Raw genomic sequence first — 24928 nt, 5'->3', positions numbered from 1 at the left:
CGCATCCCGCTGCGCCGTCAGGAGTTCCGTTGTTCCCCTCACCTCACCCCTCCGCCGGGTCGACACGATGTCCCTGAGCATCGGCGTCTTCGACCTGTTCACCGTGGGCATCGGGCCGTCGAGCTCGCACACGGTGGGTCCGATGCGCGCGGCCGCCGACTTCGTCTCGCGCATCGACGCGGACCGTGCCGCGCGGGTGCGGGTCGACCTGTACGGCTCCCTCGCGGCGACGGGACGTGGCCACGGCACGCTGACCGCCGTGCTGCTGGGACTCGAGGGGCTGCAGCCGGAGGAGGTCCTCCCGGCCGAAGTCGAGGAGCGCACTGCCGCGATCGCCGAGGCGCGTCGCGTCCGGCTGGGCGGCACGGGCGACGTGCCGCTGTGCGAGGACGACATCGTCCTGCACCCGCTGACAATCCTGCCCGCGCACACGAACGGACTGCGGCTGCAGGCGTGGGACGAGGACGATGTGCTCCTCGACGAGGCCGTCTACTACTCGATCGGCGGCGGGTTCATCGTCCGCGACGGCGAGGCTGCCGGCACGGCGGATGCGGCGCCCGTGCCGTTCCCGTTCGAGACGGCGGCGGAGCTCCTGGCCCACTGCGAGCGCGAGGGCTTTTCGATGGCCGAGGTCCAGCGGCGCAACGAGCGGGTCTCCCGCACCGACGACGACATCGTCTCCGGCATCCTCCACCTCGCCGACGTCATGGTCGACAGCGTCGCCTCCGGGGCGGCGCGCGAGGGGATGCTGCCGGGCGGCCTGCGCGTGCCGCGGCGGGCTCCGGCCTGGCACGCGCGCCTGCGGCGCGACGACCCGACCGGCGACGATCCCGCGCTCTGGCAGGAATGGGTCAACTTCGTGGCCCTCGCCGTCAACGAGGAGAACGCGTCCGGCGGACGGATCGTCACGGCCCCCACGAACGGCGCGGCGGGCATCATCCCCGCCGTGCTCCACTACGCGACCCACTACGCCGCGCCGGCGCGCCCCCGCGAAGAGGTCGTCGTGCCGTTCCTGCTGACGGCCGCCGCGATCGGCGTCCTCTACAAGGCGCGCGCCTCGATCTCGGGCGCCGAGGTCGGCTGCCAGGGGGAGGTCGGGTCCGCGTCGTCGATGGCGGCTGCCGGACTCGCCGAGGTCCTCGGCGGAACGCCCCGGCAGGTCGAGAACGCCGCCGAGATCGCAATGGAGCACAACCTCGGCCTCACGTGCGACCCGATCGGCGGTCTCGTGCAGATCCCGTGCATCGAACGTAACGCGATCGCCGCGGCGAAGGCGATCAACGCCGCCAAGATGGCGCTGTGGGGCGACGGCACCCACCGCGTGTCGCTCGACGAGGTCATCGTGACCATGCGCGAGACGGGGCGGGACATGAGCAGCAAGTACAAGGAGACGGCGCTCGGCGGCCTCGCGGTCAGCGTCGTGGAATGTTGAGCGGAGACGGCATGACCGAGACCACGACCGAGCCGCGGCGATCGCCGCTGCACGAGCTGCACGAGCGGCTCGGCGCGTCCTTCACCGACTTCGGCGGCTGGCTCATGCCCGTCCGCTACACGTCGGACCTCGCCGAGCACCACGCGGTGCGCCGTGCGGCGGGGATCTTCGACATCTCGCACATGGCCGAGCTCCGCATCGAAGGGACGGATGCCGCGGCGTTCCTCGACCGCGCGTTGGCCGGCCGCCTGTCGACGATGAAGGTCGGCAAGGCGAAGTACTCCCTCGTCCTCGCCGCCGACGGCGGCATCGTCGACGACGTCATCGTGTACCGCATCGCCGACGGCGAGTTCCTCGTCATCTCCAACGCCGGCAATCGCGCCGAGGTCGCGGCCGCGTTCGCCGCCGTCGCGGCGGGCGACACGCGCATCAACGACATCACCGACCGGATGTCGCTCATCGCCGTGCAGGGCCCGGCGGCCCGCGGCATCCTCGAGTCGACCGCGGGCGTCGAGGGCGTCGAACCGGCGCTCGCGGACATGACCTACTACTCGTGGGCGCGTGGCTCGTTCCAGGGCCGCAGCCTCTTCGTCGCGCGCACCGGGTACACCGGTGAGGACGGCTTCGAGCTCATGGTGCCGAACGAGGTCGCCGAGGGCCTGTGGCAGGCCGTCACCGACGCAGGCCGCGACGCGGGGCTCGTCCCCGCCGGGCTCGCCGCGCGCGACACGCTCCGCCTCGAAGCGGGGATGCCGCTCTACGGCCACGAGCTATCGCGCGACATCGTGCCGGCACAGGCGGGGCTCGGCCGCGTCGTCGCCGCCGACAAGGAGGACTTCGTCGGCAGGGACGGCCTCGCCGCCCGCGACCTCGGCGAAGCGCCCGTCCTCGTCGGGCTCGTCGCCGACGGCCGCCGCGCCGGCCGTGCCGGCTACGCCGTGCTCGCGGGCGACGACATCGTCGGCGAGATCACCTCGGGAGCCCTCAGCCCGACCCTCGGCCATCCCGTCGCGATGGCCCTCGTCCACCCCTCGGCATCCGCTGAGGGCACCGCCCTGACCATCGACGTCCGGGGGACCCGCATCCCCGCGACCGTCACCGCCCTGCCCTTCTACCGGAGACAGAAATGACCGACCTGACCGCCCTGTCCTACACCGCCGAGCACGAGTGGATCGCCTTCGACGGCGACGTCGCGACCGTCGGGATCACCGACTATGCCGCCGAGAAGCTCGGTGACGTCGTCTTCGTCGAGCTGCCCGCCGTCGGCACGACCGTCACCGCGGGCGAGACCTGCGGCGAGATCGAGTCGACGAAGTCGGTGGGCGAGCTCTATGCCCCGCTGACCGGCGAGGTCGTCGAGATCAACGACGCCGTCGTGGACGACCCGTCCTCGGTCAACGCCGGCGCGTTCGACGCGTGGCTCGTCAAGATCCGCGTGGACGGCGCGCCCACGGGCGACCTCCTCGACCGCGACGCCTACGTCGCGCTGACGGGCGGCGAGGCGTGAGCTCGGCCTTCCGCGATCGCCACATCGGCACCGACTCGGCCGCGCAGGCCGAGATGCTCCGTGTCCTCGGGCGTCCGTCCGTCGACGACCTCATGGGCACCGCCGTCCCCGACGCGATCCAGGTCGCCGAGCGCGAGAGCATCATCCCGCCCGCCGCGACCGAGGCCGAGGCCCTCGCCGAGCTCCGCGACCTCGCGTCGCAGAACCGCTCGGCGCGAGCGATGATCGGCCTCGGCTACTACGACACGCTGACGCCGTCCGTCATCCAGCGGAACGTCCTGGAGAACCCGTCCTGGTACACGGCGTACACCCCCTACCAGCCCGAAATCTCGCAGGGCCGGCTCGAGGCGCTCATCAACTTCCAGACGATGGTGACCGACCTCACCGGGCTCGCGACGGCGAACGCGTCGATGCTCGACGAGTCGACCGCGGTCGTCGAGGGGATGCTGGTGGCCCGCCGGGCCTCGAAGTCCGCATCGAACGTGTTCCTCGTCGACGCGGACGCACTGCCGCAGACCAAGGCGCTGCTGCACCACCGCGCGGCCGCCGTCGGCGTCGAGATCGTCGAGACCGATTTCGCGGAGGTCCCCGAGGCCTTCGGTGCGTTCGTCCAGTACCCGGGCGCGACCGGGCGGGTCTGGGATCCCTCCGAGATCATCGCCGCCGTGCAGGCGCACAAGGGTCTCGTCGTCGTCGCGGCCGACCTGCTCGCTCTGACGCTGCTGCGTTCGCCCGGCTCGATGGGCGCCGACGTCGCCGTCGGCACGACGCAGCGCTTCGGCGTGCCGATGGGCTTCGGCGGTCCGCACGCCGGGTACATGGCGGTGCGCGCGGGGCTCGAGCGTCAGCTGCCCGGCCGTCTCGTCGGCGTGTCGATGGATGCGTCGGGAGCGCCGGCGTACCGACTCTCGCTGCAGACCCGCGAGCAGCACATCCGCCGCGAGAAGGCGACCTCCAACATCTGCACCGCGCAGGTGCTGCTTGCCGTCATGGCGTCGATGTACGCCGTGTACCACGGCCCCGACGGCCTGAAGCGGATCGCCGAGGAGACGACCGCCAAGGCGTCGCTGCTGCGCGACTGGCTCGTCCAGGCCGGCGCCGACGTGCTCCACGACGCTTTCTTCGACACCCTCGTGGTCCGCACGCCCGGGCGCGCCGAGGACGTCATCGCCGACGCGCGGCGCCGGGGCTACCAGCTCTGGTTCCGCGACAGCGATTCGGTCGGGGTCTCCGTCGACGAGACGACGACCGTCGCCGACCTGCAGGCCGTGGCATCCGTCTTCGGCGTCGACTCGTCGAAGGTGTTCGTGCCGCTGCGCGACCGGAACGCCCACCTGCCCGAGGCGCTCCGCCGCACAGACGACTACCTGACGCATCCGGTGTTCACGACGCACCGCTCCGAGACCGCCATGATGCGCTACCTCAAGCAGCTCGCCGACCGCGACTACGCACTCGACCGCGGAATGATCCCGCTCGGCTCGTGCACGATGAAGCTCAACGCGGCGACCGAGATGGCGGCCGTGTCATGGCCCGAGTTCGCACGGGTGCACCCGTGCGCCCCGGCGGACGACGTCGCCGGCTACCTCGTCATGATCGAGCAGCTCGAGGCGTGGCTGGCGGAGGTCACCGGGTACGACGCGGTCTCGCTGCAGCCGAACGCCGGCTCGCAGGGCGAACTCGCGGGCCTGCTCGCCATCCGCGGCTACCACCACTCCCGCGGCGACCTGCACCGCGACGTCTGCCTCATCCCGTCGTCCGCCCACGGCACCAATGCGGCATCCGCCGTCCTCGCCGGGATGCGGGTCGTCGTCGTCGCGTGCGACGAGGCCGGCAACGTCGACCTCGCCGATCTCCGCGCGAAGGTGGCGGCGAACGCCGACAACCTCGCGGCGCTCATGATCACGTACCCGTCGACGCACGGCGTGTACGAGCACGACGTCATGGACATCACCGGCGCGGTGCACGACGCCGGCGGTCAGGTGTACGTCGACGGCGCGAATCTCAACGCGCTGCTCGGGTTCGCCCGGTTCGGCGACCTCGGCGGCGACGTCTCGCACCTGAACCTGCACAAGACGTTCGCCATCCCGCACGGCGGCGGCGGGCCCGGCGTCGGTCCGGTGGCGGCGAAAGCCCACCTCGCGCCCTTCCTGCCCTCGCACCCGATGGCGCAGCGCGCCGAGCACGCCGGCGGACACGTCTTCGACGGCGGTCCCGTGTCGGCGGCGCCCTACGGCTCGGCATCCATCCTGCCGATCTCGTGGGCGTACGTGCGCATGATGGGCGCCGAGGGGCTCCGGCAGGCGACCGCCGCGGCGGTGCTGGCGGCGAACTACGTCGCGCGGCGGCTCGAGGGGCACTACCCGGTGCTGTACGCGGGGGAGGGTGGACTCGTCGCGCACGAGTGCATCCTCGACCTGCGCCCGCTCAAGGAGGCCACCGGCATCACGGTCGACGACGTCGCCAAGCGGCTCATCGACTACGGCTTCCACGCGCCGACGATGTCGTTCCCGGTGGCGGGGACGCTCATGGTCGAGCCGACCGAGTCCGAGGACCTCGCCGAGCTCGACCGGTTCGTCGAGGCCATGATCGCGATCCGGGCCGAAGCGGATGCGGTGGCCGCGGGGGAGTGGCCGGCGAACGACAACCCGCTGGTGAACGCGCCGCACTCCGCGGCATCCGTCATCACCAGCGAGTGGGCGCACCCGTACCCGCGCGAGACCGCGGTGTACCCCGTGCCCGGCATCGTGCGCACCAAGTACTGGCCGCCCGTTCGCCGCATCGACAACGCCTACGGCGATCGCAACCTCGTCTGCGCCTGCCCGCCGATCGAGGCCTTCGCCTGACCCCCGCGCCCATTTCCGCGAGACTGCACACGGCCGTCGAGACAGCGGGTTCAGACCCCGGTCTCGGCGCGCGTGTGCAGTCTCGCGGTGGGGTGGCGAGATCCTAGGGCGGTCCGGGCGGTCGCGAGGCGGTACGGGTCGGGAAGCGCGACGCGCGGGACGCCCGCGCCGCGCAGGATGCCGTCCAGCGCATCGGGGTCGGCGACATCGGACCATCCCCAGTGCACGACCGATCGGATGCCTCTTGACCGAAGGCGGTGGTCCCGCTCGCGGCGCGCGCGCAACAACGATCCGGGGTCGCCGAATCGGCCGTCGTACGTGAGGTCGCCGTCCGCCTCGCCGGCGACTCCCGCTCCCGGCCACCAGAAGTCGGTGCGGTCGGTCGCGCCCTGCCCGCTCCACTCGGTCTGCAGCTCGGGTTCCTCGTAGCCGAGCAGCTCGATGATCGCCCGGCTCGCGGACTCGAGCGTCGACTCCGCCTCGGCCCGGGCACGATGCAGGGGCCACCGGGCGATGCGGCGCCCCCGCGAACTCGGTCGATGCTCGTTCTGTTCGACGAGCGACTCGACGGATGCCGCCGGGTCCAGCCGCAGCGCGGCGTCCGCCGCGATGAGCCCCACCACCACGTGCCGAGCCCGCGCGAGGTCGACGGCGCAGTCCGCGGGTGCGACCGCGGCGAACCCGCCCAGGTCGACGAAATCCCGCGCTCCCGTCGTCGTGTGCATCCGGAGGCCGCCGTGCAGGCGCGAGGTGCGGGTCGGGTCGCCGAGAGCGTGGACCACGCCGGGGTCGCCGAGCACCGGCATCCCCCAGATCGCCGCGGCCGACTCGTGGCTCAGCACCAGCCCTGGGTGCGTGAGGAGTGTCGCGTGAATGCGCGCGAGGTACCTGTCCCACGGAGCGAGCCTCCGCCACAACCCCGCCGGCGCGTACACCCCGCGCAGGACGGATACGAGCTCACCGCGAGCCGCGACGCGGGCGGCGTGCGGAACGTCCCGCGCCCGCAGGAGCGGCACGGGGCAGGCGACGGGCGCGGGACGGACGACGGGCAGGGGGCGGGCGATCGCGGGCATACCCCTGATGCTCCAGACCCGCCCCCGGCACCGACCCGCTTGCGCTCCACCCCGTGGACACCCCGCCCGCCGCGCCCGCGGTGGAGGAACCGCCGCGCCTCACCGATCCCCCCGAGACTGCACCCGACGCGCGAGACAGCGGCGCCACGCCGCCGTCTCGGTCCGCCCGTGCAGTCTCGCGGGAAAAAGACCAGGCCCGGGGTGCCGCGCCGCCCCGCGCACAGCGTCTCAGCCGCCGGGCGGGCCGAACACCCCGGGCCACCACGCGGCGGCGAGCGGGTACCCGACGAAGGCGATGATGTCGATGAGCACGTGCGCGACGACGAGCGGCATGACGCGGCCCCAGCGGGAGTACACCCAGCCGAACACGACGCCCATGGCCATGTTGCCGATCAGGGGACCGAACCCCTGGTATGCGTGGTACGAGCCGCGCAGCACCGCGGTGGACAGGATGATCGTCCAGGTGTTCCAGCCGAGCAGGCGCAAGCGGTCGAAGAGGTAGCCGACCATGATGACCTCCTCGAGCAGCCCCGCCCGCAGGGCGGCGAGCAGCAGCAGGGGCACGGTCCACCAGGACGAGTCCAGCGGCGAGGCATCCACCTGCACGGTGATCCCGAGTTCGCGCCCGACGGCGTAGAGCACGAGGCCCGGGACGCCGATCACGAGCACGAGCAGCACGCCGCCGCCGAGGCCCCGGCCGAATCGCTCGAACGTCAGGCCGATCTTCGCGAAGCCCGACCGGGCGGGCTCCCAGAGCAGGTAGATCGCGAGCGCGACCGGGGCGAAACCGAACAGCGCCGACAGGAACTGCGAGATGACATCCCACACCTCCGACGGCGCGGCGCCCGGGTTGAGCGAGGTCTGCTGGTCACTCAGGGGTGCACGGGTCAGCGCCTCGATCAGCGAGAGCACGGAGTACACCGCGGAGCGCCCCAGCGAGAGTGAGAGGACGATGAAGATCTCCCACCACAGGCGTGCCCGCCGCCGCGGGGAGGAATCCGTGGGGAGGTCCGTGAACGCTGCCATCCGGTCAGAATGGCACGACTTCGTATGAGTGGGATGCCGGTGGGCCCACCGATCAGACTGCTTCATCGACGGCTTCTCAAGTAAAGGCTGTGTAACGGTCTTGTGGGAGATTTGTCGCATTGCGCTCAAGCTGCTTAGTGTGCTTCTCATCACGCCTGGGTCGCGAAGCCTCGACCCGGGCTTTCATTAGGTCTCATGGAGGACACTTTGAAGCGCAACAAGATCGGCGTCGCGGGCCTCGCCCTGCTCGGCGCCACCAGCCTGGTTCTCGCCGGCTGCGCCAGCTCCGGCGGCGGCACCGGTACCGAGACCGAGGGCACCGGCGGTTCGACGGATGCGGTCATCACGACCAACGGGTCCGAGCCCCAGAACCCGCTCATCCCCACCAACACCAACGAGACCGGTGGTGGCAAGGTCGTCGACTCGATCTTCGCGGGGCTCATCTCATACGAGGCCGACGGCTCGGTCGTCAACGACGTCGCTGAAGAGATCACCACGGACTCGCCCACGCAGCTCACCGTCAAGATCCGCAAGGGCCTGACGTTCACGAACGGTGAAGAGGTCACGGCCGACAACTTCATCAAGGCGTGGAACTACGGCGCCCTGCTGTCGAACGCACAGAACGCCTCGTACTTCTTCGAGGACATCGAGGGCTTCAGCTACGAGGAGGACTCGGAGCTGACCGGTCTGAAGCAGGTCGACGACCACACCTTCACCATCACGCTGAACAAGCCGGCATCCGACTTCGCGCAGCGTCTCGGTTACTCGGCGTTCTTCCCGCTCCCCGACGTCGCGTTCGAGGACATGAAGGCGTTCGGCGAGAACCCGATCGGCAACGGCCCGTACAAGCTGGCCGAGGAGGGCGCGTGGCAGCACGACGTCCGCATCGACCTGGTCCCGAACGAGGACTACGACGGTCCTCGCAAGGCGAAGAACGGCGGTCTCGACATCGTCTTCTACGCGACGCAGGATGCCGCGTACCAGGACCTGCAGGCCGGCAACCTCGACGTGCTCGACGCCATCCCGGACAGCGCGCTCGAGACCTACGAGTCCGACCTGGAAGGCCGTGCGGTCAACCAGCCCGCGGCGATCTTCCAGTCGCTGACGATCCCGGAGTGGCTCGACGGCTTCCAGACCGACGAAGAGGGCAAGCTGCGTCGCGCCGCGATCTCGCACGCGATCAACCGCGACCAGATCACCGAGGTCATCTTCAAGGGCACCCGTACCCCCGCCAAGGACTTCACCTCGCCGGTCATCGACGGGTGGAGCGAATCGGTCCCCGGCAACGAGGTGCTGGAGTACGACCCCGAGCTCGCCAAGGAGCTGTGGGACCAGGCCAACGCCATCCAGCCCTACAGCGGCGAGGACTTCACGATCGCCTACAACGCCGACGGTGGTCACCAGACCTGGGTCGACGCGGTCGCGAACTCGATCTCGGGCACGCTCGGCATCACCGCGGTGGGCCAGCCCTTCCCGGACTTCGCGAGCTACCTCGACGCCCGTGACAACGAGAAGGTCGGTGCGTTCCGCGCCGGTTGGCAGGCCGATTACCCCGGTCTGTACAACTTCCTCGGCCCGCTCTACGCGACCGGGGCCGGCTCGAACGACGGCAAGTACTCGGACAAGGCGTTCGACGACCTGCTGGCCAAGGGCATCAGCGAGACGGACGAGGCCGCGCGCAACGCGACCCTTCTCGAGGCGCAGTCGGTCCTGTTCGAGGACCTCCCGGCCCTCCCGCTGTGGTACTCCAACGTGAACGGCGGCTGGGCCGACGGCGTCCAGAACGTCGAGTTCGGCTGGAACTCGGTGCCGCTCTACTACGAGATCACCAAGTAACCCGCACACAGCATCACCTCGCACGAGGCGGTGACGGTCACCCGTCACCGCCTCGTGGCGTGACCCGCCTGTCTCACTGTTCTCACAGGGGGCGGGCGGAGGATGGATGAACAGGGGCGCCGCAGAGCGGGGCCCTTCTTCGTGCGTCAGCACTGATACGTCTTTTCCCTGAAAGGGGGCCGAGGGTGGCCTATTACATCCTCCGACGGATCCTTCAGGTCATTCCGGTCTTCATCGGCGCGACCCTGTTGATCTACTACATGGTCTTCGGACTCCCGGGCGACCCGATCGCCGCACTGTTCGGCGACAAGCAGCCGCCGCAGGCGGTCATCGACGCGATCCGCGACCAGTACAAGTTGAACGAGCCGTTCATCGTCCAGTACGCGAACTATCTCGGCGGCGTCCTCCGCCTCGACTTCGGGAACACCTTCTCCGGTCAGAGCGTCAACGACGTCCTCGCGCGGACCATCCCGGTCACCATGCGCCTGGCCATCATGTCCGTCGCGATCGCCTTCGTGCTCGCCCTGGTCATCGGTGCGCTGTCTGCGGTGTGGAAGGGCTCGATCTTCGACAACGGCGCCCTCGTGACGGCGCTGATCTTCATCGCCATCCCGATCTTCGTCCTCTGCTTCCTCGCGCAGTACTTCCTGGGCGTGCAGCTCGGCTGGTTCAAGCCGACCGTCGGCGGTCAGAACGACTGGGGCGACCTGTGGCTGCCCGCGATCGTCCTCGGTCTCAGCATCTACGCGTCGAGCATGCGTCTTACGCGTGCGTCCATGATCGAGTCGCTCGGGCAGGACTGGGTCCGCACCGCCTACTCCAAGGGCCTGCCGCGTCGCCGGGTCATCCCCGTCCATGTGCTCCGCAACTCGATGATCCCCATGGTGACCGACACGGCGACCCAGTTCGGTGTCCTCATGGTCGGCGCCACCGTGACGGAGGGCATCTTCAACGTCCCCGGCGTCGGCAACACCCTCTTCAACGCGATCATCCGCCACGAGACCCCGACGGTCGTCTCCTTCGTCACGATCTTCGTCGTCATCTACGTGCTGGTGAACCTGGCCGTCGACCTCCTGTACGGCCTGCTCGACCCGAGGATCCGCTATGTCAAGTAATTCCACGCACTATGTGGCGCCGACCCGCACCGAGACGGTGGTGGTCGACCAGCTGCGCCTGTCCGAGAAGAAGAGCAACCTCTGGCTGGATGCCTGGCGCGACCTGCGTCGCCGTCCGACGTTCTGGATCTCGATCGCCTTCTCGCTGCTGATCGTCGTCATGGCGGTCGCGCCGAACCTCTTCACCTCCGTCGCCCCGTCGGGCGGCGCGTGCGACCTCGCGAAGAGCAACGGCGGACCGGAGGCGGGCCACCCCTTGGGGTTCACCTACCTCGGCTGCGACATCTGGTCGCGCGTCGTCCACGGCACGGGGGTGTCGATGTCGGTGGGTGTCCTGGCGACCGTGATCTCGACGGTCATCGGTCTCATCATGGGCACCCTGGCCGGCTTCTACGGCGGATTCCTCGACTCGCTGCTCTCGCGCGTCGGTGACGTCTTCTTCACGATCCCCTACATCGTTGCGGCGGTCGTGGTCATGTCGGTCCTCGCCGAGTACAAGAACGTCTTCGTCCTCGCGCTCGCGATCGGTGGATTCTCGTGGGCGAGCACGGCTCGCATCGCACGCGCCGAGGTCCTCCGGGTGAAGCAGTCCGACTACGTGACGGCATCCATCTCCATCGGTCTGTCGCGCTTCCGGACACTGCTCAGCCACGTCATCCCGAACGCGATGGCTCCCGTGATCGTCGTCACGACGCTCGGCCTCGGCACCGCGATCGTCGCGGAGGCGACCCTGTCCTTCCTCGGTGTCGGCCTCGGCGGTGTGTCGTGGGGCGCGGATATCAGCCAGGCGCAGTCCTCCATCCGCACGGCGCCGTTCGCCCTGCTGTGGCCGTCGCTCGCTCTGACGATCTCGGTCCTCGCCTTCATCACCCTCGGCGAGCTCCTGCGCGACGCCGTCGACCCGAAGTCGAGGGCCCAGCGATGAGCGCCACCGAGAACCCGTCGAGCCGCGCTTCGCTGCGCGGCAGCCACAAGGAGAGCGTCGTGTCGCAACCCCTTCTCCAGATCCGCGACCTGAAGGTCGCCTTCTCGAACGGCAAGAAGGAGCGCCAGGTCCTCCACGGGGTCGACCTCGACGTCTTCGCGGGCGAAACCGTCGCCATCGTCGGCGAGTCCGGTTCGGGTAAGTCGACGACGGCCGCTGCCGTCATCGACCTGCTCCCCGGCACCGGCAAGGTGACGAGCGGATCGATCATGCTCGGCGGCGTCGACCTGACGAAGGCGAGCCGTCGCGACATGGAGTCGATCCGCGGTCGCGACATCGGCTACGTCCCGCAGGACCCGATGTCGAACCTCAACCCGGTCTGGTCGATCGGCTTCCAGGTCGAGGAGGCCGTGCGCGCCAACGGTCTCGCCTCCAGCCGCAGGCAGGCGCGTCAGCGCGCGATCGAGGTGCTCAAGCAGGCCGGGCTCGCCGATGCGGAACGGCGCATGCACCAGTTCCCGCATCAGTTCTCGGGTGGGATGCGGCAGCGCGCCCTCATCGGCATCGGTCTCGCCGCCGACCCGAAGCTCCTGATCGCCGACGAGCCCACCAGCGCGCTCGACGTGACGGTGCAGCGGGTCATCCTCGATCACCTCGCCTCGCTCACCCGTGAGAAGGGCACCTCCGTCCTCTTCATCACGCACGACCTCGGACTCGCGGCGGAGCGCGCCGACCGGATCGTCGTCATGAACCAGGGTGAGATCGTCGAAGCGGGGCCGAGCCGCGTCATCCTCGAGAACCCCCAGCACCCCTACACCCAGCGGTTGGTGGCCGCCGCCCCGAGCCTCGCGTCGCAGCGCATCCAGGCTGTCGCCGAACGGCGCGGCGTGGAGCACCTCGACGAGGTCGTCGATGCGAAGCCCGTCGTGGAGGTGCGCGATCTCGTCAAGGAGTACAAGATCCGCTCGGGCGGCTTCCGCAGCGAGCCGTTCCGCGCGGTGGACGGTGTCTCCTTCCAGATCCCGCGGGGTAAGACGCTCGCCCTCGTGAGGGAGTCGGGGTCGGGCAAGTCGACCGTGGCGAAGATGGTGCTCCAGCTCGAGCAGCCGACGAGCGGCGCTGTGATCGTCGACGGTGCCGACACCTCGGGCATGAACCGCAAGGAGGTCTTCGCCCTCCGCAGTCGCATGCAGCCGGTCTTCCAGGACCCGTACGGGTCGCTCGACCCGCTCCGCAGCATCGGTGCGCTGATCGCAGAGCCGCTTCGTGTGCACGGCGTGGGTGACGAGAAGTCCCGACGCGACCGCGTCTTCGAGCTGCTCGAGCAGGTGTCGCTTCCGCGCGAGGTCGCATGGCGCTACCCGAACGAGCTCTCGGGCGGTCAGCGTCAGCGCATCGCGATCGCGCGAGCCCTCGCCCTGAAGCCGTCGATCGTCGTCCTCGACGAGGCGGTGTCGGCGCTCGACGTGCTCGTGCAGGACCAGATCCTGCGCCTGCTGGCGGAGCTGCAGTCCGAGCTCGACCTGACCTACCTGTTCATCACCCACGACCTCGCCGTCGTCCGGGTCGCGGCGGACCTCGTGTGCGTCATGGAGCAGGGCCGTGTCGTCGAGCAGGGCACGGTGGACGAGATCTTCGCCTCGCCGACGCAGGAGTACACCCGGCGTCTCCTCGACGCGATCCCCGGTGCGGACATCCCGCTCGGGGGGCGTGCGTGACGAACCACACCGAGGGCGGGGGAGGCGAGCGCGATGCTCGCTTCCTCCGCCCTCGGGTGTTCCGCGCCTCCTCGACCCTCTTGTCCTTCTGGGTGGTCGTCGCGATGCTCGCCTTCTTCCTAGTGGATGCGGCGGTGCGGGGGAGCTGGCTCTTCCTGGCGAAGTGGACCGCCCCGCTCCTGCTGATCGGCTGGGGGGCGTGGCTGCTCTTCTGGCGGTCGCAGGTGCGTGCCGACCGTGACGGCGCCGTGGTGATCAACGCGCTACGCATCCACGATCTGCCGTGGTCTTCGGTCGAGGAGGTCGTGCAGTCCGCGCAGCTGCGTGTCGTCCTCGTCGGCGGCCGGCGCATCGACTGCTGGGGCGGACCGTTCCCCCCGCGCCGACGGATGACGCGGACGCCCGAGCCGTCGGCGGATGCGGCGCTGGTCATGGAAGCGCTGCGCGAGGCGGCGACGCCCTCCGAGCGTGTCGCGACCTCGCACTGGGACGTCCCCGCGCTCCTCGTGGGAGTCGCCCTCGCGGCCCTCTCGATCGCCTCTGTGACACTTGTGCATCCGTGAAGTAAAGATCGTGAAACGAACTGTTCACCGTTTCGACGGATCTGTGGGCATGTTTGTTAGCGTTGTGCGGGCGGGGCAGCGAAGCCCCGTTAGGCAAGGCGTCCTCGACGCCGGAACGGCCGGAGAGGACACCCGAGACGCGTGACGCTGTATCTGATCAGGAGAATCCTGAATTACGCGATCCTCACCCTCGTAGCGACCTCGATGGCCTACGTGCTCGCGAGCATCGGACTGGTCCCCGAACGCCGGTTCCTTCAGCGAAACCCTCCGGTGCCGCAGTCGACCATCGACGGGATCCTGGACCGTTGGGGTGTCAATCCCGAGGACCCGCTGCTGCTCCGGCTCTTCCGCTGGCTCGGCAACCTCTTCACGCAGGGATCCCTCGGTCTGACCACCGGTAATCAGCCCGTCGTCGAGCAGATCTTCACGCGTGCGGGAGTCAGTCTGCAGCTGCTCCTGGTGGGCTCGATCATCGGAGCGATCCTCGGCGTGATCCTCGGCGTGTGGGGCGCCGTGCGCCAGTACCGGACGAGCGACCGCATCGTCACTGCAGCGTCCTACCTGCTCTTCGCGACGCCGACGGTCGTCATGGCCATCCTGCTCATGATCCTCGCCACCTATTTCAACCAGGCGGCGGGATCGCAGATCATCCGGTTCACGGGTCAGTACTCGCCGGGCATCCCGAACGAGTTCTGGCCGCAGCTGGGGGATCGGCTCTCACACCTCCTGCTGCCCACCCTGGTCCTCATCCTCGGCGCCGCCGCATCGTACAGCCGGTACCAGCGCAGCGCGATGCTCGACGTGCTCGGTGCCGACTACATCCGGACCGCGCGGTCGAAGGGCCGCACGCGCGGGTCGGCTCTGGTCCGGCACGGTGTGCGCGTCGCCCTCATCCCCATGTCGACGTTCTTCGCGTACAGCTTCGGCACCCTCGTCGCGGGGGCGACGATGCTCGAGATCATGTTCGGCTGGCACGGGATGGGCGAGCTGACGATCCAGGCGGTGCAGCAGGACGACGTGAACGCGGTCGCCGGCTCGACGATGTTCGTCGCCGTCCTCATCCTCTGCTCGTCGACCCTCTCCGAAATCTTGTACGCCGCCCTCGACCCGCGCGTGCGGAGGTAATCATGGTCATCCCTCTCGAACAATCCGCCGAGGTCGCCGAGCTCTCGGTCTCCGCCGACCAGAAGCCTCGCAAGCCGCTCACCCGTTCACGCCTGATTTGGCAGCGGCTGCGCTCGTCGAAGCAGTTCTGGATCGGCTCCACCGTGCTCGTGGCGATCATCCTGTGGGCGGTGATCGGGCCGCTCGTCTGGCCGATCTCGCACACGACGCGCGACTATTTCTCCCTCAACCAGGGGCCGAGCCCGGCGCACCCGTTCGGCACCGACACCCTCGGCTACGACCTGTTCGCTCAGACGATGGCCGGTCTGCGCATCTCGCTGATCGTCGGATTCGTCGCCGGTCCGCTCGCGACGCTCATCGCCGGTTTCGTCGGCGCCATCGCCGGCTACGTCGGCGGCTGGAGCGACAAGGTCATCGCCTGGTTCATCGACCTGCTGCTCGTGCTGCCCGCCTTCTTCATCCTGGTGCTGCTGTTCCCCTTCTTCCGGGAGTCCGGCTGGATCGTCATGACCTTCTTCCTCGCCCTGTTCGGCTGGATGATCATGGCGCAGGTGATCCGTTCGCAGACACGGTCGCTGCGCGAGCGTGAGTTCGTGAAGGCCGCGCGGTACATGGGCTTCGGCACGTGGTCCGTCGTCACCCGCCACGTCGTCCCGAACGTCGCCTCGCTGCTCATCATCGACGCGACGCTGGGTGTGGGCGCGATGATCCTCGCCGAGACGAGCCTCAGCTTCTTCGGGTTCGGTGTGCAGGCGCCCGAGGTGTCCCTCGGCACGCTGATCGCCGCCGGCAACACGGCGGCCGCGACCCGCCCCTGGCTGTTCGTCTTCCCCGCCGGCACGCTCGTCGTCCTGCTGTTGAGCCTGAGTCTCGTCGGCGACGCTCTGCGCGACGCCATCGATCCCACGTCTGGAGCCAACCGTGGTTGACGAATTGCTGCGTTCGGTCGAGGACTCCGCTCGCGACAAGGGACGCCCGATCCTCGAGGTTCGGAATCTGTCGGTGACCTTCCCCCAGCGCGACGGGTCGCCCGTGCGCGCCGTGCGCGATGTGAGTTACACGATCCACGAGGGCGAGTTCCTCGGCATCGTGGGGGAGTCCGGGTCCGGAAAGTCGGTGTCCTCTTTGGCCGTCATGGGTCTCCTGCCCGACACGGCGCAGGTCGAGGGGGAGATCCTGTTCCAGGGACAGAACCTCCTCACCCTCGACGACCGGCGACTCTCCGGCATCCGCGGCCGCGAACTGGCGATCATCTTCCAGGATCCGCTGTCTGCGCTGACCCCCGTCTACACCGTGGGCGACCAGATCGCCGAGGCGCTGCGCCTGCACGACTCCGCCCTCAGCAAGCAGGCGGCCGCGGCGCGCGCCGTCGAACTGCTGAAGATCGTCGGCATCCCCGATGCCCCACGTCGAGCCAAGGCGTTCCCGCACGAGTTCTCCGGCGGCATGCGTCAGCGGGCGATGATCGCCATCGCGATCGCCAACAACCCGCGCCTGATCATCGCGGACGAGCCGACGACCGCCCTCGACGTCACGATCCAGGCGCAGATCCTGGAAGTCCTCGAGGAGGCGAAGCGCATCACGGGCGCAGCCGTGTCGCTCATCACCCACGACCTCGGTGTCGTGGCCGGTCATGCCGACAACGTCGGCGTGATGTACGCCGGCAAGATGGTCGAGTACGGCAGCGTCGAAACCATCTTCCGCGAGCCGGTCATGCCGTACACGGTCGGTCTGCTCCGGTCCGTTCCGAACATCCGCACCGCGGGGACCGAACGACTCGTTCCGCTCGAGGGGCGTCCGCCGTCCCTCGCATCGCTTCCGAAGGGCTGCCCCTTCGCGGCGCGCTGCCCCGCCGCGATCGCGGTGTGCCATGAGGTCGAGCCCGAACTCGTCCCCGCCGGGCGTGCGGTCGGTCAGTCGGCCGCCTGCCACCGCTCCGATGAGCTGGCGGAGGGGACGCTGCGGCGCTCCGAGATCTTCCCCCGTCCCGAGCCCTTGCCGGCCGAGGTCGTGGCGGAGACCACAGAGGCGCCCATCGTCGAGGTACGCGACCTGAAGCGGCACTTCCCGCTCTACCGCGGCGGCGTGTTCCGTCGCCGGGTGGGCGACGTCAAGGCCGTCGACGGCGTCTCCTTCGACCTGCGGGAGGGTCGCGTACTCGCCCTGGTGGGGGAGTCCGGATGCGGCAAGACGACCACCATCCTCGAGATGATGGAGCTCACCGCGCCGCAGGGGGGACGGATCACGTTCGACGGCAAGGACGTCGCGTCCCTGACCCGTAAGGGTCGACGCGACCTCCGCCGCGACATCCAGATCGTCTTCCAGGACCCGGCTGCCGCCGTCGACCCGCGACTGCCGATCGGCGAGGTCATCGCCGAGCCGCTCCTCGTGCACGACGTCCCCAAGGCGCAGCGCGACGAGCGCGTCGTCGAGCTCCTCGAACTCGTGGGGCTCGATCCCGCGATGGCCGATCGCTACCCGCACGAGTTCTCCGGCGGTCAGCGTCAGCGCATCGGCATCGCCCGCGCGCTCGCGACGAACCCGAAGGTGCTCGTGCTCGACGAGCCCGTCTCCGCGCTGGACGTGTCCATTCAGGCGGGTGTCATCAACCTGCTGCAGGACCTGCGCGACCGCCTGGGCCTGTCGATGGTCTTCGTCGCCCACGACCTCGCGGTCGTTCGTCAGCTCGCCGACGACGTGTCGGTCATGTACCTAGGGCGGATCGTCGAGTCCGGCCCGATCGCCGAGGTCTTCAGCAACCCCCGGCATCCGTACACCCAGGCGCTCATGTCGGCCGCTCCCATCCCGGACCCGCACATCGAGCGCACCCGGGAGCGCGTGCTGCTGGACGGCGACCTGCCGAGCCCGGCCGTCGAGATCCAGGGATGCCGCTTCCGCACCCGATGCCCGCTGTTCCGCCTGCTTCCCGAAGAGGATCAGCGGCGGTGCCTGGGGGAGTACCCCGAGCTGGCGCGGCATGGCCGCGTCGAGGTCTCCTGCCACCACGTCGACAAGAACGTCCTCGTCGTCACCTGACCCCTGAACTCCGTCCTTTCCGGCGGACCCAAGAAGAAAGTAGATGCACATGATCCGTAAGACAGCACTTGCGGGTCTTGCTGTGCTCAGCGCGGGAGCTCTCATGCTCACCGCCTGTGCTGGCGGGACCACGTCGTCGCCGTCGCCGTCCTCCTCGGCGTCGCCCGAATCGCTCCCCCTGGTCGGTTACGAGGAGGTGTCCTACGGCGACCTCACCGACGGCGGCAACCTCAACCTGTCCGTCACCAGCAGCCCGACCGATGAGGGCAGCTGGAACCCGAATCACGCCCTGGCGGCCAACGTCGACGTGCAGAAGCTCCTCGAGCCGACGCTCTCCTCGATGTGGGTCATCGCCGAGGACGGCAGCTGGACGGCGAACCCCGACTACGCGACCTCGATCGAACTCACGAGCGAGGAACCGCAGGTCGTCACCGTCAAGCTGAACGAGAGCGCCGTCTGGCCCGACGGCAGCCCGATCACGGCCGAGGACTACGCCGCGACCTACGCCGCTGCCGGCGGCGCGGAGGAGGGCTACGAGGTCGTCCCGTCGTCGGTCTTCGACGCGATCGACTCCGTCGACGTCGTGAGCGACTTCGAGTACACGGTCTCCTTCACGGGTGCGTACGCCGACTGGCCGAGCCTGTTCAGCACCCCGGTCCTCCCCGCTGACATCGCGAACGACAAGGAGGCCTTCAACAGCGGCTTCGCCTCCGAGGCCGTTCCCTCCGCGGGTCCCTACGTCGTCGACGAGATCGACAACAGCGCGAAGATCTTCAAGCTGGTTCCGAACCCGAACTGGTGGGGCGCCAACGCTCCGAAGCTCGACAGCATCACCTTCAAGGTGATCGCGCAGGAGACGCTCCCGCAGGCGTACGCCAACGACGAGATCGACTCGATCGAGATCCAGACTCCCGACGCCCTCGAGACCGCCAGCGGCAAGGAAGGCGCCGTCGTCGGTCGCTCGGGTGGCGTCACCTGGTCGCACCTGACCTTCAACGCGACCGCCGCGCCGTTCGACGACGTCAACGTCCGCAAGGCCGTGGGCATGGCGATCGACCGCGAGCTGATCGCGCGCGTCGCCAACGAGCCGCTGGGCGCCCCGGCTACCACGCTCGGCGACTGGATCTTCATGCCCGGTCAGGCCGGCTACAGCGACGTCTTCGGTGAGGTCATCGGCAGCGACACCGACGCGGCGGAGAGCCTGCTCGAGGAGGCCGGCTGGACCAAGGGCGACGACGGCTGGACGAAGGACGGCGAGACCCTCACCTTCGCGATCACCGTCCCCGCGGGTACGCAGTCGAACATCAACCGCGCGCTCGGTGTCCAGGACTCCCTGGCTCGCATCGGTGTCGAGGTCACGCTCAACGAGGTCCCGAGCGAGAACTACTTCACCAACATCGACGCCGGTGACTTCCAGGCGGTGACGTTCGGTTGGCAGGGCACCCTGTTCCCGATCTCGTCCGCTGAGACGATCTACACCCCCGCTGACTCCCCGCAGAACTACGCGGGCGTCACGGACGACCGTCTCGCCGGCCTCTGGGAGCAGGCGAACGCCGAGCTCGACGAGGACGCGCGTCTGGGCATCGCCAAGGAGATCAACGAAGTGATCGCCGACTTCCTGCCGAGCGTTCCGATCTACCCCTACCCGGAGGTCGTCGCGACCGACGAGGGCCTCGCGAACTACGGCACCGCCACGTTCAAGAACACGGACTGGACCCTGGTCGGCTACACCGAGTGATCTGAGCATCGCTCACCTGCATCACCTGAACACCGGCGGGGCGGGGACCGAAAGGTCCTCGCCCCGTCGGCGTGTCGCGGGCTGCGGTAAAGTGGACTGCCGGCATCCCGGCATCATCCCTCTCTGCAAGGAACTCCCTTCATGGCGCACGCCCTCCGTCCTGACCTCCGTAACGTCGCGATCGTCGCGCACGTCGACCACGGCAAGACGACGCTCGTCGACGCCATGCTCCGCCAGACCGGCTCGTTCGGCGAGCACGCGCACATCGAAGAGCGCGCGATGGACTCGAACGACCTCGAGCGTGAGAAGGGGATCACGATCCTCGCCAAGAACACGGCGATCACGTACAACGGCATCCACACCGAGCAGCCGATCACGATCAACGTCATCGACACCCCCGGTCACGCCGACTTCGGCGGCGAGGTCGAGCGCGGCCTGTCGATGGTGGACGGCGTCGTCCTGCTGGTGGATGCCTCCGAGGGCCCGCTGCCGCAGACCCGGTTCGTCCTGCGCAAGGCGCTCGAGGCCAAGCTCCCCGTCATCCTCCTGGTCAACAAGACCGACCGTCCCGACGCCCGCATCGCGGAGGTCGAGGAAGAGGCGCACGACCTGCTGCTGGGTCTCGCCTCCGACCTGCAGGACGACGTGCCCGACCTCGACGTCGACGCGCTGCTCGACGTCCCCGTCGTCTACGCCTCGGGACGCGCCGGCGCCGCCTCGCGCACGCGCCCCGACAACGGCTCGCTGCCCGACAACGACGACCTCGAGCCGCTGTTCGAGGCGATCCTCGAGCACGTCCCGGCGCCGTCGTACGACGACGAGGCTCCGCTGCAGGCGTGGGTCACGAACCTCGACTCCTCGCCGTTCCTCGGCCGTCTCGCCCTCCTGCGCGTCTTCAACGGCACGCTCAAGAAGGGGCAGACCGTCGCCTGGGTGCGCGCGGACGGCACGACGAGCAACGCCCGCATCACCGAGCTGCTCATGACCCGCGCGCTCGAGCGCTACCCCGCCGAGTCCGCCGGCCCCGGCGACATCGTCGCGATCGCGGGCTTCGAGAACATCACGATCGGTGAGACCATCGCCGACCCCGAGGACATCCGTCCCCTCCCGGCCATCACGGTCGACGACCCCGCCATCTCGATGACCATCGGCACCAACACCTCGCCGCTCATGGGCAAGGTCAAGGGGCACAAGCTCACCGCCCGCATGGTGAAGGACCGCCTCGACCGCGAGCTCATCGGCAACGTGTCGCTCAAGGTCGTCGACATCGGCCAGCCCGACGCGTGGGAGGTCCAGGGCCGCGGTGAGCTCGCGCTGGCGATCCTCGTCGAGAACATGCGCCGCGAGGGCTTCGAGCTCACCGTCGGCAAGCCGCAGGTGGTCACCCGGCGCGACGAGAACGGCAAGCTCACCGAGCCGTTCGAGCACCTCACGATCGACGCGCCCGAGGAGCACCTCGGCGCCATCACGCAGCTGATGGCCGGCCGCAAGGGCCGCATGGAGACGATGACCAACCACGGCACCGGCTGGGTGCGCATGGAGTTCATCGTCCCCTCGCGCGGACTCATCGGCTTCCGCAGCGAGTTCCTCACCATCACGCGCGGCACCGGCATCGCGAACGCGATCTCGCACGGCTACGACGAGTGGGCGGGCGCGATCTCGACCCGTCAGAACGGCTCGATCGTCGCCGACCGTGCCGGCGTCGTTACGCCGTTCGCGATGATCGCTCTCCAGGAGCGCATGTCGTTCTTCGTGCAGCCCACCGAGGAGGTCTACGAGGGCATGGTCATCGGCGAGAACTCGCGCGCCGACGACATGGACGTCAACATCACGAAGGAGAAGAAGCTCACGAACATGCGTTCGTCGACCTCGGACTCCTTCGAGTCGATGACGCCGCCGCGCGTGCTCACCCTCGAGGAGAGCCTCGAGTTCGCCCGCGACGACGAATGCGTCGAGGTCACGCCCGAAAAGGTGCGCATCCGCAAGGTCGTCCTCGACGCGACCGAGCGCGGCCGCGCCGCCTCGCGCCTGAAGCGCCAGGACGCCGGTTCCTGACGCGGTGACGGGGGAGGAGCAGCCCACCCGACGGGCGTGGCGCGACTCCCTCGGGGTGGTCCTCGCGACCAGCGCCTATGGGGTGTCTTTCGGCGCCCTCGCGGTCGCCTCGGGTCTGGACGTGTGGCAGACGTGCGTCCTCAGCCTGTTGATGTTCACCGGTGGATCGCAGTTCGCCTTCGTCGGTGTGATCGGCGGGGGAGGCCTCCCGGGCGCGGCGATCGCGTCGGCGGGGCTGCTCGGCATGCGCAACGTCGCCTACGGACTGCGCATGTCGCCGGTCGTGGGTACGGGCTTCTGGCGGCGTGTCGCGGCATCCCATTTCACGATCGACGAATCGACGGCGGTCGCGCTGGCGCAGACGGATGCCGGTGCCCGCCGCATCGGCTTCTGGGTGACCGGCATCGGCATCTACCTCGGCTGGAACCTCACGACCCTCGCCGGAGCGCTGCTGGGCGACGTCCTCGGCGACGTCCGGACCTACGGATTGGATGCCGCGGCCGCGGGTGCGTTCCTCGCGCTGCTCTGGCCGCGTCTGCGCCGGCGTCAGGCGATCGCGGTGGGGGCGGCGGCGGCCGTCGTCGCGGCGATCTCGACACCGCTGCTCATGCCGGGGCTTCCCGTCCTCGTCGCCGCGGTCGTCGCACTCGTCGTCGGCTGGACGAACTGGCTCGGCGCCCGCGAGACCACCACGGAGGCCGCGTCATGACCCTGTGGCACGCCATCCTGCTCGCCTCGATCGTCTGCGTCGCGCTGAAGACCGTGGGGTATCTCGTGCCGCCGGCGTGGTTCGACGCGCCGCGCCCGTCGCGGACGATCGACCTGCTCACCGTCGCCCTGCTCGCCGCTCTCGTCGTCGTGCAGACCCTCGGTGCGGGCCAGGCGGTGGTCGTCGATGCGCGGCTGCCCGCCGTCCTCGTGGCCGCGGGCCTGCTCGTGATCCGTGCGCCGTTCCTCGTGGTCGTGGCCGCGGCCGCCGCCACCGCGGCGCTCCTGCGCCTGTGGGGCTGGGCGGCGTGAGCGCCGCAGGGTGCGCGCCTAGACTGTGGTGGTGAACGCCCTGCTCGCCCGCGTCGCCACGTGGATCCTCGCCGCCGTCATCGGCGTCGTCTACGGCGTGGCCGGCACCATCGGTCAGGCGGCGGTGTGGGGTGTGGTCCCCGTCGGCCTGCTGGTCGCCTCTCTCGGTTTCATCGCCCTGCTGGTCGCCGTCCGCATCCTCACGGGGGAGCGCGCGTCGGCTCTGGCCTGCGGCCTCGGTGCGATGGTCGCGACCCTGCTGTTCGCCAACGAGGGACCCGGCGGCTCGGTCGTCGTGCCCGCCCCGCCCGAGGACGCGGCGATCACACCCGGCCTGATCTGGACTTTCCTGGTGCCGCTCGTGGCCGCGCTGGTCGTGGCGTGGCCGTCGGCATCCCGGCTCCGTTCCACGAACTAGACTCGTCGTGTGACGTATGTGATCGCTCTCCCGTGCGTGGATGTCAAAGACCGTGCCTGCATCGACGAGTGCCCCGTCGACTGCATCTACGAGGGTGAACGGTCCCTCTACATCCACCCCGACGAGTGCGTCGACTGCGGTGCGTGCGAGCCGGTCTGCCCGGTCGAGGCGATCTACTACGAGGACGACCTCCCCGCCGAGTGGCAGGACTACTACACCGCCAACGTCGAGTTCTTCGAGGACATCGGCTCGCCCGGCGGTGCCGCGAAGGTCGGTGTGATCGCGAAGGACCACCCCGTCATCGCGGGTCTTCCGCCGCAGGCGCACTGACCGGCCATGAGCGTCCGCGACCTCGCCGACTACCCGTGGGACGCCGTCGCACCGTACGCCGCTCGCGCACGGCAGCATCCTGACGGCATCGTCGATCTCTCCATCGGCTCTCCCGTCGACCCGACGCCCGGCGTCGTGGCGGACGCCCTGCGGCGCGCGACCGATGCACACGCCTACCCGCAGACCGTCGGCACCCCGGCGCTGCGCGAAGCGATCGCCGCCTGGTACGCGCGGCGCCGCGGCGTCCCCGGCCTGACTCCCGCGCACGTGATCCCCACGGTCGGCTCGAAGGAGCTCGTCGCGCTCCTGCCGCTGCTCCTCGGGCTCGGCCCCGGCGACACCGTCGTCCACCCCCGCGCCGCCTACCCGTCGTACGAGGTCGGTGCCCGCCTCGTCGGCGCGACCGCGCTCGCCTCGGACGATCCGGGCGAGTGGCCCGAGACGACCCGCCTGGTGTGGATCAACTCTCCCGGCAACCCCGACGGGCGGGTGCTGGGCGTCGACGAGCTCCGCCGCGCCGTGCGCCGCGCGCGCGAGCTGGGTGCCGTCCTCGCCTCGGACGAGTGCTACGCCGAGCTGGGCTGGGACGGGCCGTGGGCGGATGCCGCGGTGCCGAGCGTCCTCGATCCGCGCGTCACCGAGGGCGACCTCACGGCGCTCCTGTCGGTTTACTCGCTCAGCAAGCAGTCCAACCTCGCCGGGTACCGCGCCGCCTTCCTGGCGGGCGACACGGATCTGGTGACGGGGCTTGTGACGGCGCGCAAGCACCTCGGGCTCATGGTGCCGGGTCCCGTGCAGGACGCGATGGTCGCCGCCCTCGAGGACGACCCGCACGTCGAGCACCAGCGCGCGCTGTACCGTGCGCGGCGCGACGTGCTGAAGCCCGCCGTCGAGGCGGCCGGGTTCCGGATCGACCACAGCGAGGGCGGCCTGTACCTCTGGGCGACGGCGGGGGAGGACGCCTGGTCGTCGCTCGGCCGGCTCGCCGAGCTCGGCATCCTGGCCGGTCCCGGCCACTTCTACGGCGCGCACCACCCGCAGCACGTGCGCTTCTCGCTCACCGCGACCGACGAGCGCATCGCCGCCGCGGCGGGGCGACTGACGGCATCCGCGGGATCGTAGCGTTTCGTAGGTTTCCTCTCACGGATGCCGCGATCCGTTGGGCGCG

General features: G+C 69.6%; 21 protein-coding genes. 19 read left to right on the top strand and 2 right to left on the bottom strand.

Translation table 11 applies throughout. From position 1 onward, the window contains the following. Positions 1–67: 67 nt before the first annotated feature. From Q9S36_RS03660 to gcvP, 4 genes are read left to right on the top strand one after another with little or no spacing between them, the layout of a single operon-like run. Complete coding sequence (locus Q9S36_RS03660; RefSeq protein WP_311283972.1) at positions 68–1432, top strand: L-serine ammonia-lyase; 1365 nt, start codon at positions 68–70, stop codon at positions 1430–1432. An 11-nt stretch (positions 1433–1443) separates the two neighbouring features. After that, entirely contained in the window at positions 1444–2562 is a 1119-nt protein-coding gene (gene gcvT / locus Q9S36_RS03655; RefSeq protein ID WP_311283971.1) for a glycine cleavage system aminomethyltransferase GcvT, read from the top strand. After that, entirely contained in the window at positions 2559–2939 is a 381-nt protein-coding gene (gcvH, locus tag Q9S36_RS03650; RefSeq protein WP_064001792.1) for a glycine cleavage system protein GcvH, read from the top strand. Before gcvT ends, gcvH begins: the two co-directional genes overlap by 4 nt. A 53-nt stretch (positions 2940–2992) precedes the next feature. Continuing rightward, the gene (gene gcvP / locus Q9S36_RS03645) at positions 2993–5782 is read left to right on the top strand and encodes an aminomethyl-transferring glycine dehydrogenase (RefSeq protein ID WP_396653722.1); all 2790 of its coding nucleotides are present in this window, start codon (positions 2993–2995) and stop codon (positions 5780–5782) included. 50 nt (positions 5783–5832) lie between these two features. Here the strand turns inward: gcvP and Q9S36_RS03640 are convergent, their stop codons facing one another. Both Q9S36_RS03640 and Q9S36_RS03635 read right to left on the bottom strand, forming a co-directional pair. Continuing rightward, positions 5833–6855 carry a hypothetical protein gene (locus Q9S36_RS03640; RefSeq protein ID WP_311283969.1) on the bottom strand — a complete coding sequence of 341 codons (1023 nt, stop codon included), beginning with the start codon at positions 6853–6855 and terminating at the stop codon, positions 5833–5835. 228 nt (positions 6856–7083) lie between these two features. Continuing rightward, positions 7084–7881, bottom strand: a complete 798-nt coding sequence (locus Q9S36_RS03635) for a CPBP family intramembrane glutamic endopeptidase (protein WP_311283967.1) — start codon at positions 7879–7881, stop codon at positions 7084–7086. Positions 7882–8076: 195 nt separating this feature from the next. On the opposite strand from Q9S36_RS03635, the gene Q9S36_RS03630 reads away from it, so the two are divergent. The 15 genes from Q9S36_RS03630 (at position 8077) to dapC (ending at position 24882) form a co-directional block, all read left to right on the top strand. Beyond that, complete coding sequence (locus Q9S36_RS03630; RefSeq protein ID WP_311283966.1) at positions 8077–9717, top strand: ABC transporter substrate-binding protein; 1641 nt, start codon at positions 8077–8079, stop codon at positions 9715–9717. A gap of 185 nt (positions 9718–9902) precedes the next feature. After that, the gene (locus tag Q9S36_RS03625) at positions 9903–10832 is read left to right on the top strand and encodes an ABC transporter permease (protein ID WP_251580251.1); all 930 of its coding nucleotides are present in this window, start codon (positions 9903–9905) and stop codon (positions 10830–10832) included. Then, a complete protein-coding gene (locus Q9S36_RS03620) occupies positions 10822–11757 on the top strand; it encodes an ABC transporter permease (protein WP_253033971.1) in 936 nt (311 codons plus the stop codon). The genes Q9S36_RS03625 and Q9S36_RS03620 overlap by 11 nt, the downstream gene beginning before the upstream one ends. Further along, positions 11754–13475: an ABC transporter ATP-binding protein gene (locus Q9S36_RS03615; RefSeq protein WP_311283965.1), complete on the top strand. Its 1722-nt coding sequence runs from the start codon at positions 11754–11756 to the stop codon at positions 13473–13475. Before Q9S36_RS03620 ends, Q9S36_RS03615 begins: the two co-directional genes overlap by 4 nt. Next, positions 13472–14038 (top strand): hypothetical protein, encoded by a 567-nt coding sequence (locus Q9S36_RS03610; protein ID WP_311283964.1) that lies wholly within the window; start codon positions 13472–13474, stop codon positions 14036–14038. Before Q9S36_RS03615 ends, Q9S36_RS03610 begins: the two co-directional genes overlap by 4 nt. Positions 14039–14179: 141 nt before the next feature. Continuing rightward, positions 14180–15163 (top strand): ABC transporter permease, encoded by a 984-nt coding sequence (locus Q9S36_RS03605; protein WP_253033968.1) that lies wholly within the window; start codon positions 14180–14182, stop codon positions 15161–15163. A 2-nt stretch (positions 15164–15165) separates the two neighbouring features. Beyond that, a complete protein-coding gene (locus Q9S36_RS03600) occupies positions 15166–16092 on the top strand; it encodes an ABC transporter permease (RefSeq protein ID WP_251580261.1) in 927 nt (308 codons plus the stop codon). Further along, positions 16085–18199, top strand: coding sequence for a dipeptide ABC transporter ATP-binding protein (locus tag Q9S36_RS03595; RefSeq protein WP_311283963.1), 2115 nt, complete (start codon positions 16085–16087; stop codon positions 18197–18199). Before Q9S36_RS03600 ends, Q9S36_RS03595 begins: the two co-directional genes overlap by 8 nt. A gap of 49 nt (positions 18200–18248) precedes the next feature. After that, complete coding sequence (locus Q9S36_RS03590) at positions 18249–19937, top strand: ABC transporter family substrate-binding protein (RefSeq protein ID WP_253033965.1); 1689 nt, start codon at positions 18249–18251, stop codon at positions 19935–19937. 141 nt (positions 19938–20078) lie between these two features. Continuing rightward, the gene (typA, locus tag Q9S36_RS03585; RefSeq protein WP_311283962.1) at positions 20079–21992 is read left to right on the top strand and encodes a translational GTPase TypA; all 1914 of its coding nucleotides are present in this window, start codon (positions 20079–20081) and stop codon (positions 21990–21992) included. Between the two features lie 4 nt (positions 21993–21996). Continuing rightward, a complete protein-coding gene (locus Q9S36_RS03580) occupies positions 21997–22701 on the top strand; it encodes an AzlC family ABC transporter permease (protein WP_311283961.1) in 705 nt (234 codons plus the stop codon). Next, positions 22698–23012, top strand: a complete 315-nt coding sequence (locus Q9S36_RS03575) for an AzlD domain-containing protein (protein ID WP_253033962.1) — start codon at positions 22698–22700, stop codon at positions 23010–23012. The genes Q9S36_RS03580 and Q9S36_RS03575 overlap by 4 nt, the downstream gene beginning before the upstream one ends. Positions 23013–23043: 31 nt before the next feature. After that, the gene (locus Q9S36_RS03570; RefSeq protein WP_217530258.1) at positions 23044–23430 is read left to right on the top strand and encodes a DUF6113 family protein; all 387 of its coding nucleotides are present in this window, start codon (positions 23044–23046) and stop codon (positions 23428–23430) included. Between the two features lie 9 nt (positions 23431–23439). Continuing rightward, on the top strand, positions 23440–23760 hold the full coding sequence (fdxA, locus tag Q9S36_RS03565) for a ferredoxin (RefSeq protein WP_064001806.1): 321 nt from the start codon (positions 23440–23442) through the stop codon (positions 23758–23760). Between the two features lie 6 nt (positions 23761–23766). Continuing rightward, positions 23767–24882 carry a succinyldiaminopimelate transaminase gene (gene dapC, locus Q9S36_RS03560; RefSeq protein WP_311283960.1) on the top strand — a complete coding sequence of 372 codons (1116 nt, stop codon included), beginning with the start codon at positions 23767–23769 and terminating at the stop codon, positions 24880–24882. Positions 24883–24928: the final 46 nt, after the last annotated feature.

The organism is Microbacterium sp. ARD31 (assembly GCF_031844425.1).
The sequence above is the reverse complement of the archived record's forward strand: the minus strand, read 5'-3'. Positions and strand labels throughout refer to the sequence as shown.

What these genes read in the sequence shown, in the direction of transcription:
- typA (WP_311283962.1), top strand. Translation starts at nt 20,079, where the DNA reads ATGGCGCACGCCCTCCGTCCTGACCTCCGTAACGTCGCGATCGTCGCG.
- dapC (WP_311283960.1), top strand. Translation starts at nt 23,767, where the DNA reads ATGAGCGTCCGCGACCTCGCCGACTACCCGTGGGACGCCGTCGCACCG.
- gcvT (WP_311283971.1), top strand. Translation starts at nt 1,444, where the DNA reads ATGACCGAGACCACGACCGAGCCGCGGCGATCGCCGCTGCACGAGCTG.
- gcvP (WP_396653722.1), top strand. Translation starts at nt 2,993, where the DNA reads ATGCTCCGTGTCCTCGGGCGTCCGTCCGTCGACGACCTCATGGGCACC.
- Q9S36_RS03575 (WP_253033962.1), top strand. Translation starts at nt 22,698, where the DNA reads ATGACCCTGTGGCACGCCATCCTGCTCGCCTCGATCGTCTGCGTCGCG.
- Q9S36_RS03660 (WP_311283972.1), top strand. Translation starts at nt 68, where the DNA reads ATGTCCCTGAGCATCGGCGTCTTCGACCTGTTCACCGTGGGCATCGGG.
- Q9S36_RS03590 (WP_253033965.1), top strand. Translation starts at nt 18,249, where the DNA reads ATGATCCGTAAGACAGCACTTGCGGGTCTTGCTGTGCTCAGCGCGGGA.
- Q9S36_RS03635 (WP_311283967.1), bottom strand. Translation starts at nt 7,881, where the DNA reads ATGGCAGCGTTCACGGACCTCCCCACGGATTCCTCCCCGCGGCGGCGG.
- Q9S36_RS03620 (WP_253033971.1), top strand. Translation starts at nt 10,822, where the DNA reads ATGTCAAGTAATTCCACGCACTATGTGGCGCCGACCCGCACCGAGACG.
- gcvH (WP_064001792.1), top strand. Translation starts at nt 2,559, where the DNA reads ATGACCGACCTGACCGCCCTGTCCTACACCGCCGAGCACGAGTGGATC.
- Q9S36_RS03600 (WP_251580261.1), top strand. Translation starts at nt 15,166, where the DNA reads ATGGTCATCCCTCTCGAACAATCCGCCGAGGTCGCCGAGCTCTCGGTC.
- Q9S36_RS03615 (WP_311283965.1), top strand. Translation starts at nt 11,754, where the DNA reads ATGAGCGCCACCGAGAACCCGTCGAGCCGCGCTTCGCTGCGCGGCAGC.
- Q9S36_RS03640 (WP_311283969.1), bottom strand. Translation starts at nt 6,855, where the DNA reads ATGCCCGCGATCGCCCGCCCCCTGCCCGTCGTCCGTCCCGCGCCCGTC.
- Q9S36_RS03630 (WP_311283966.1), top strand. Translation starts at nt 8,077, where the DNA reads ATGGAGGACACTTTGAAGCGCAACAAGATCGGCGTCGCGGGCCTCGCC.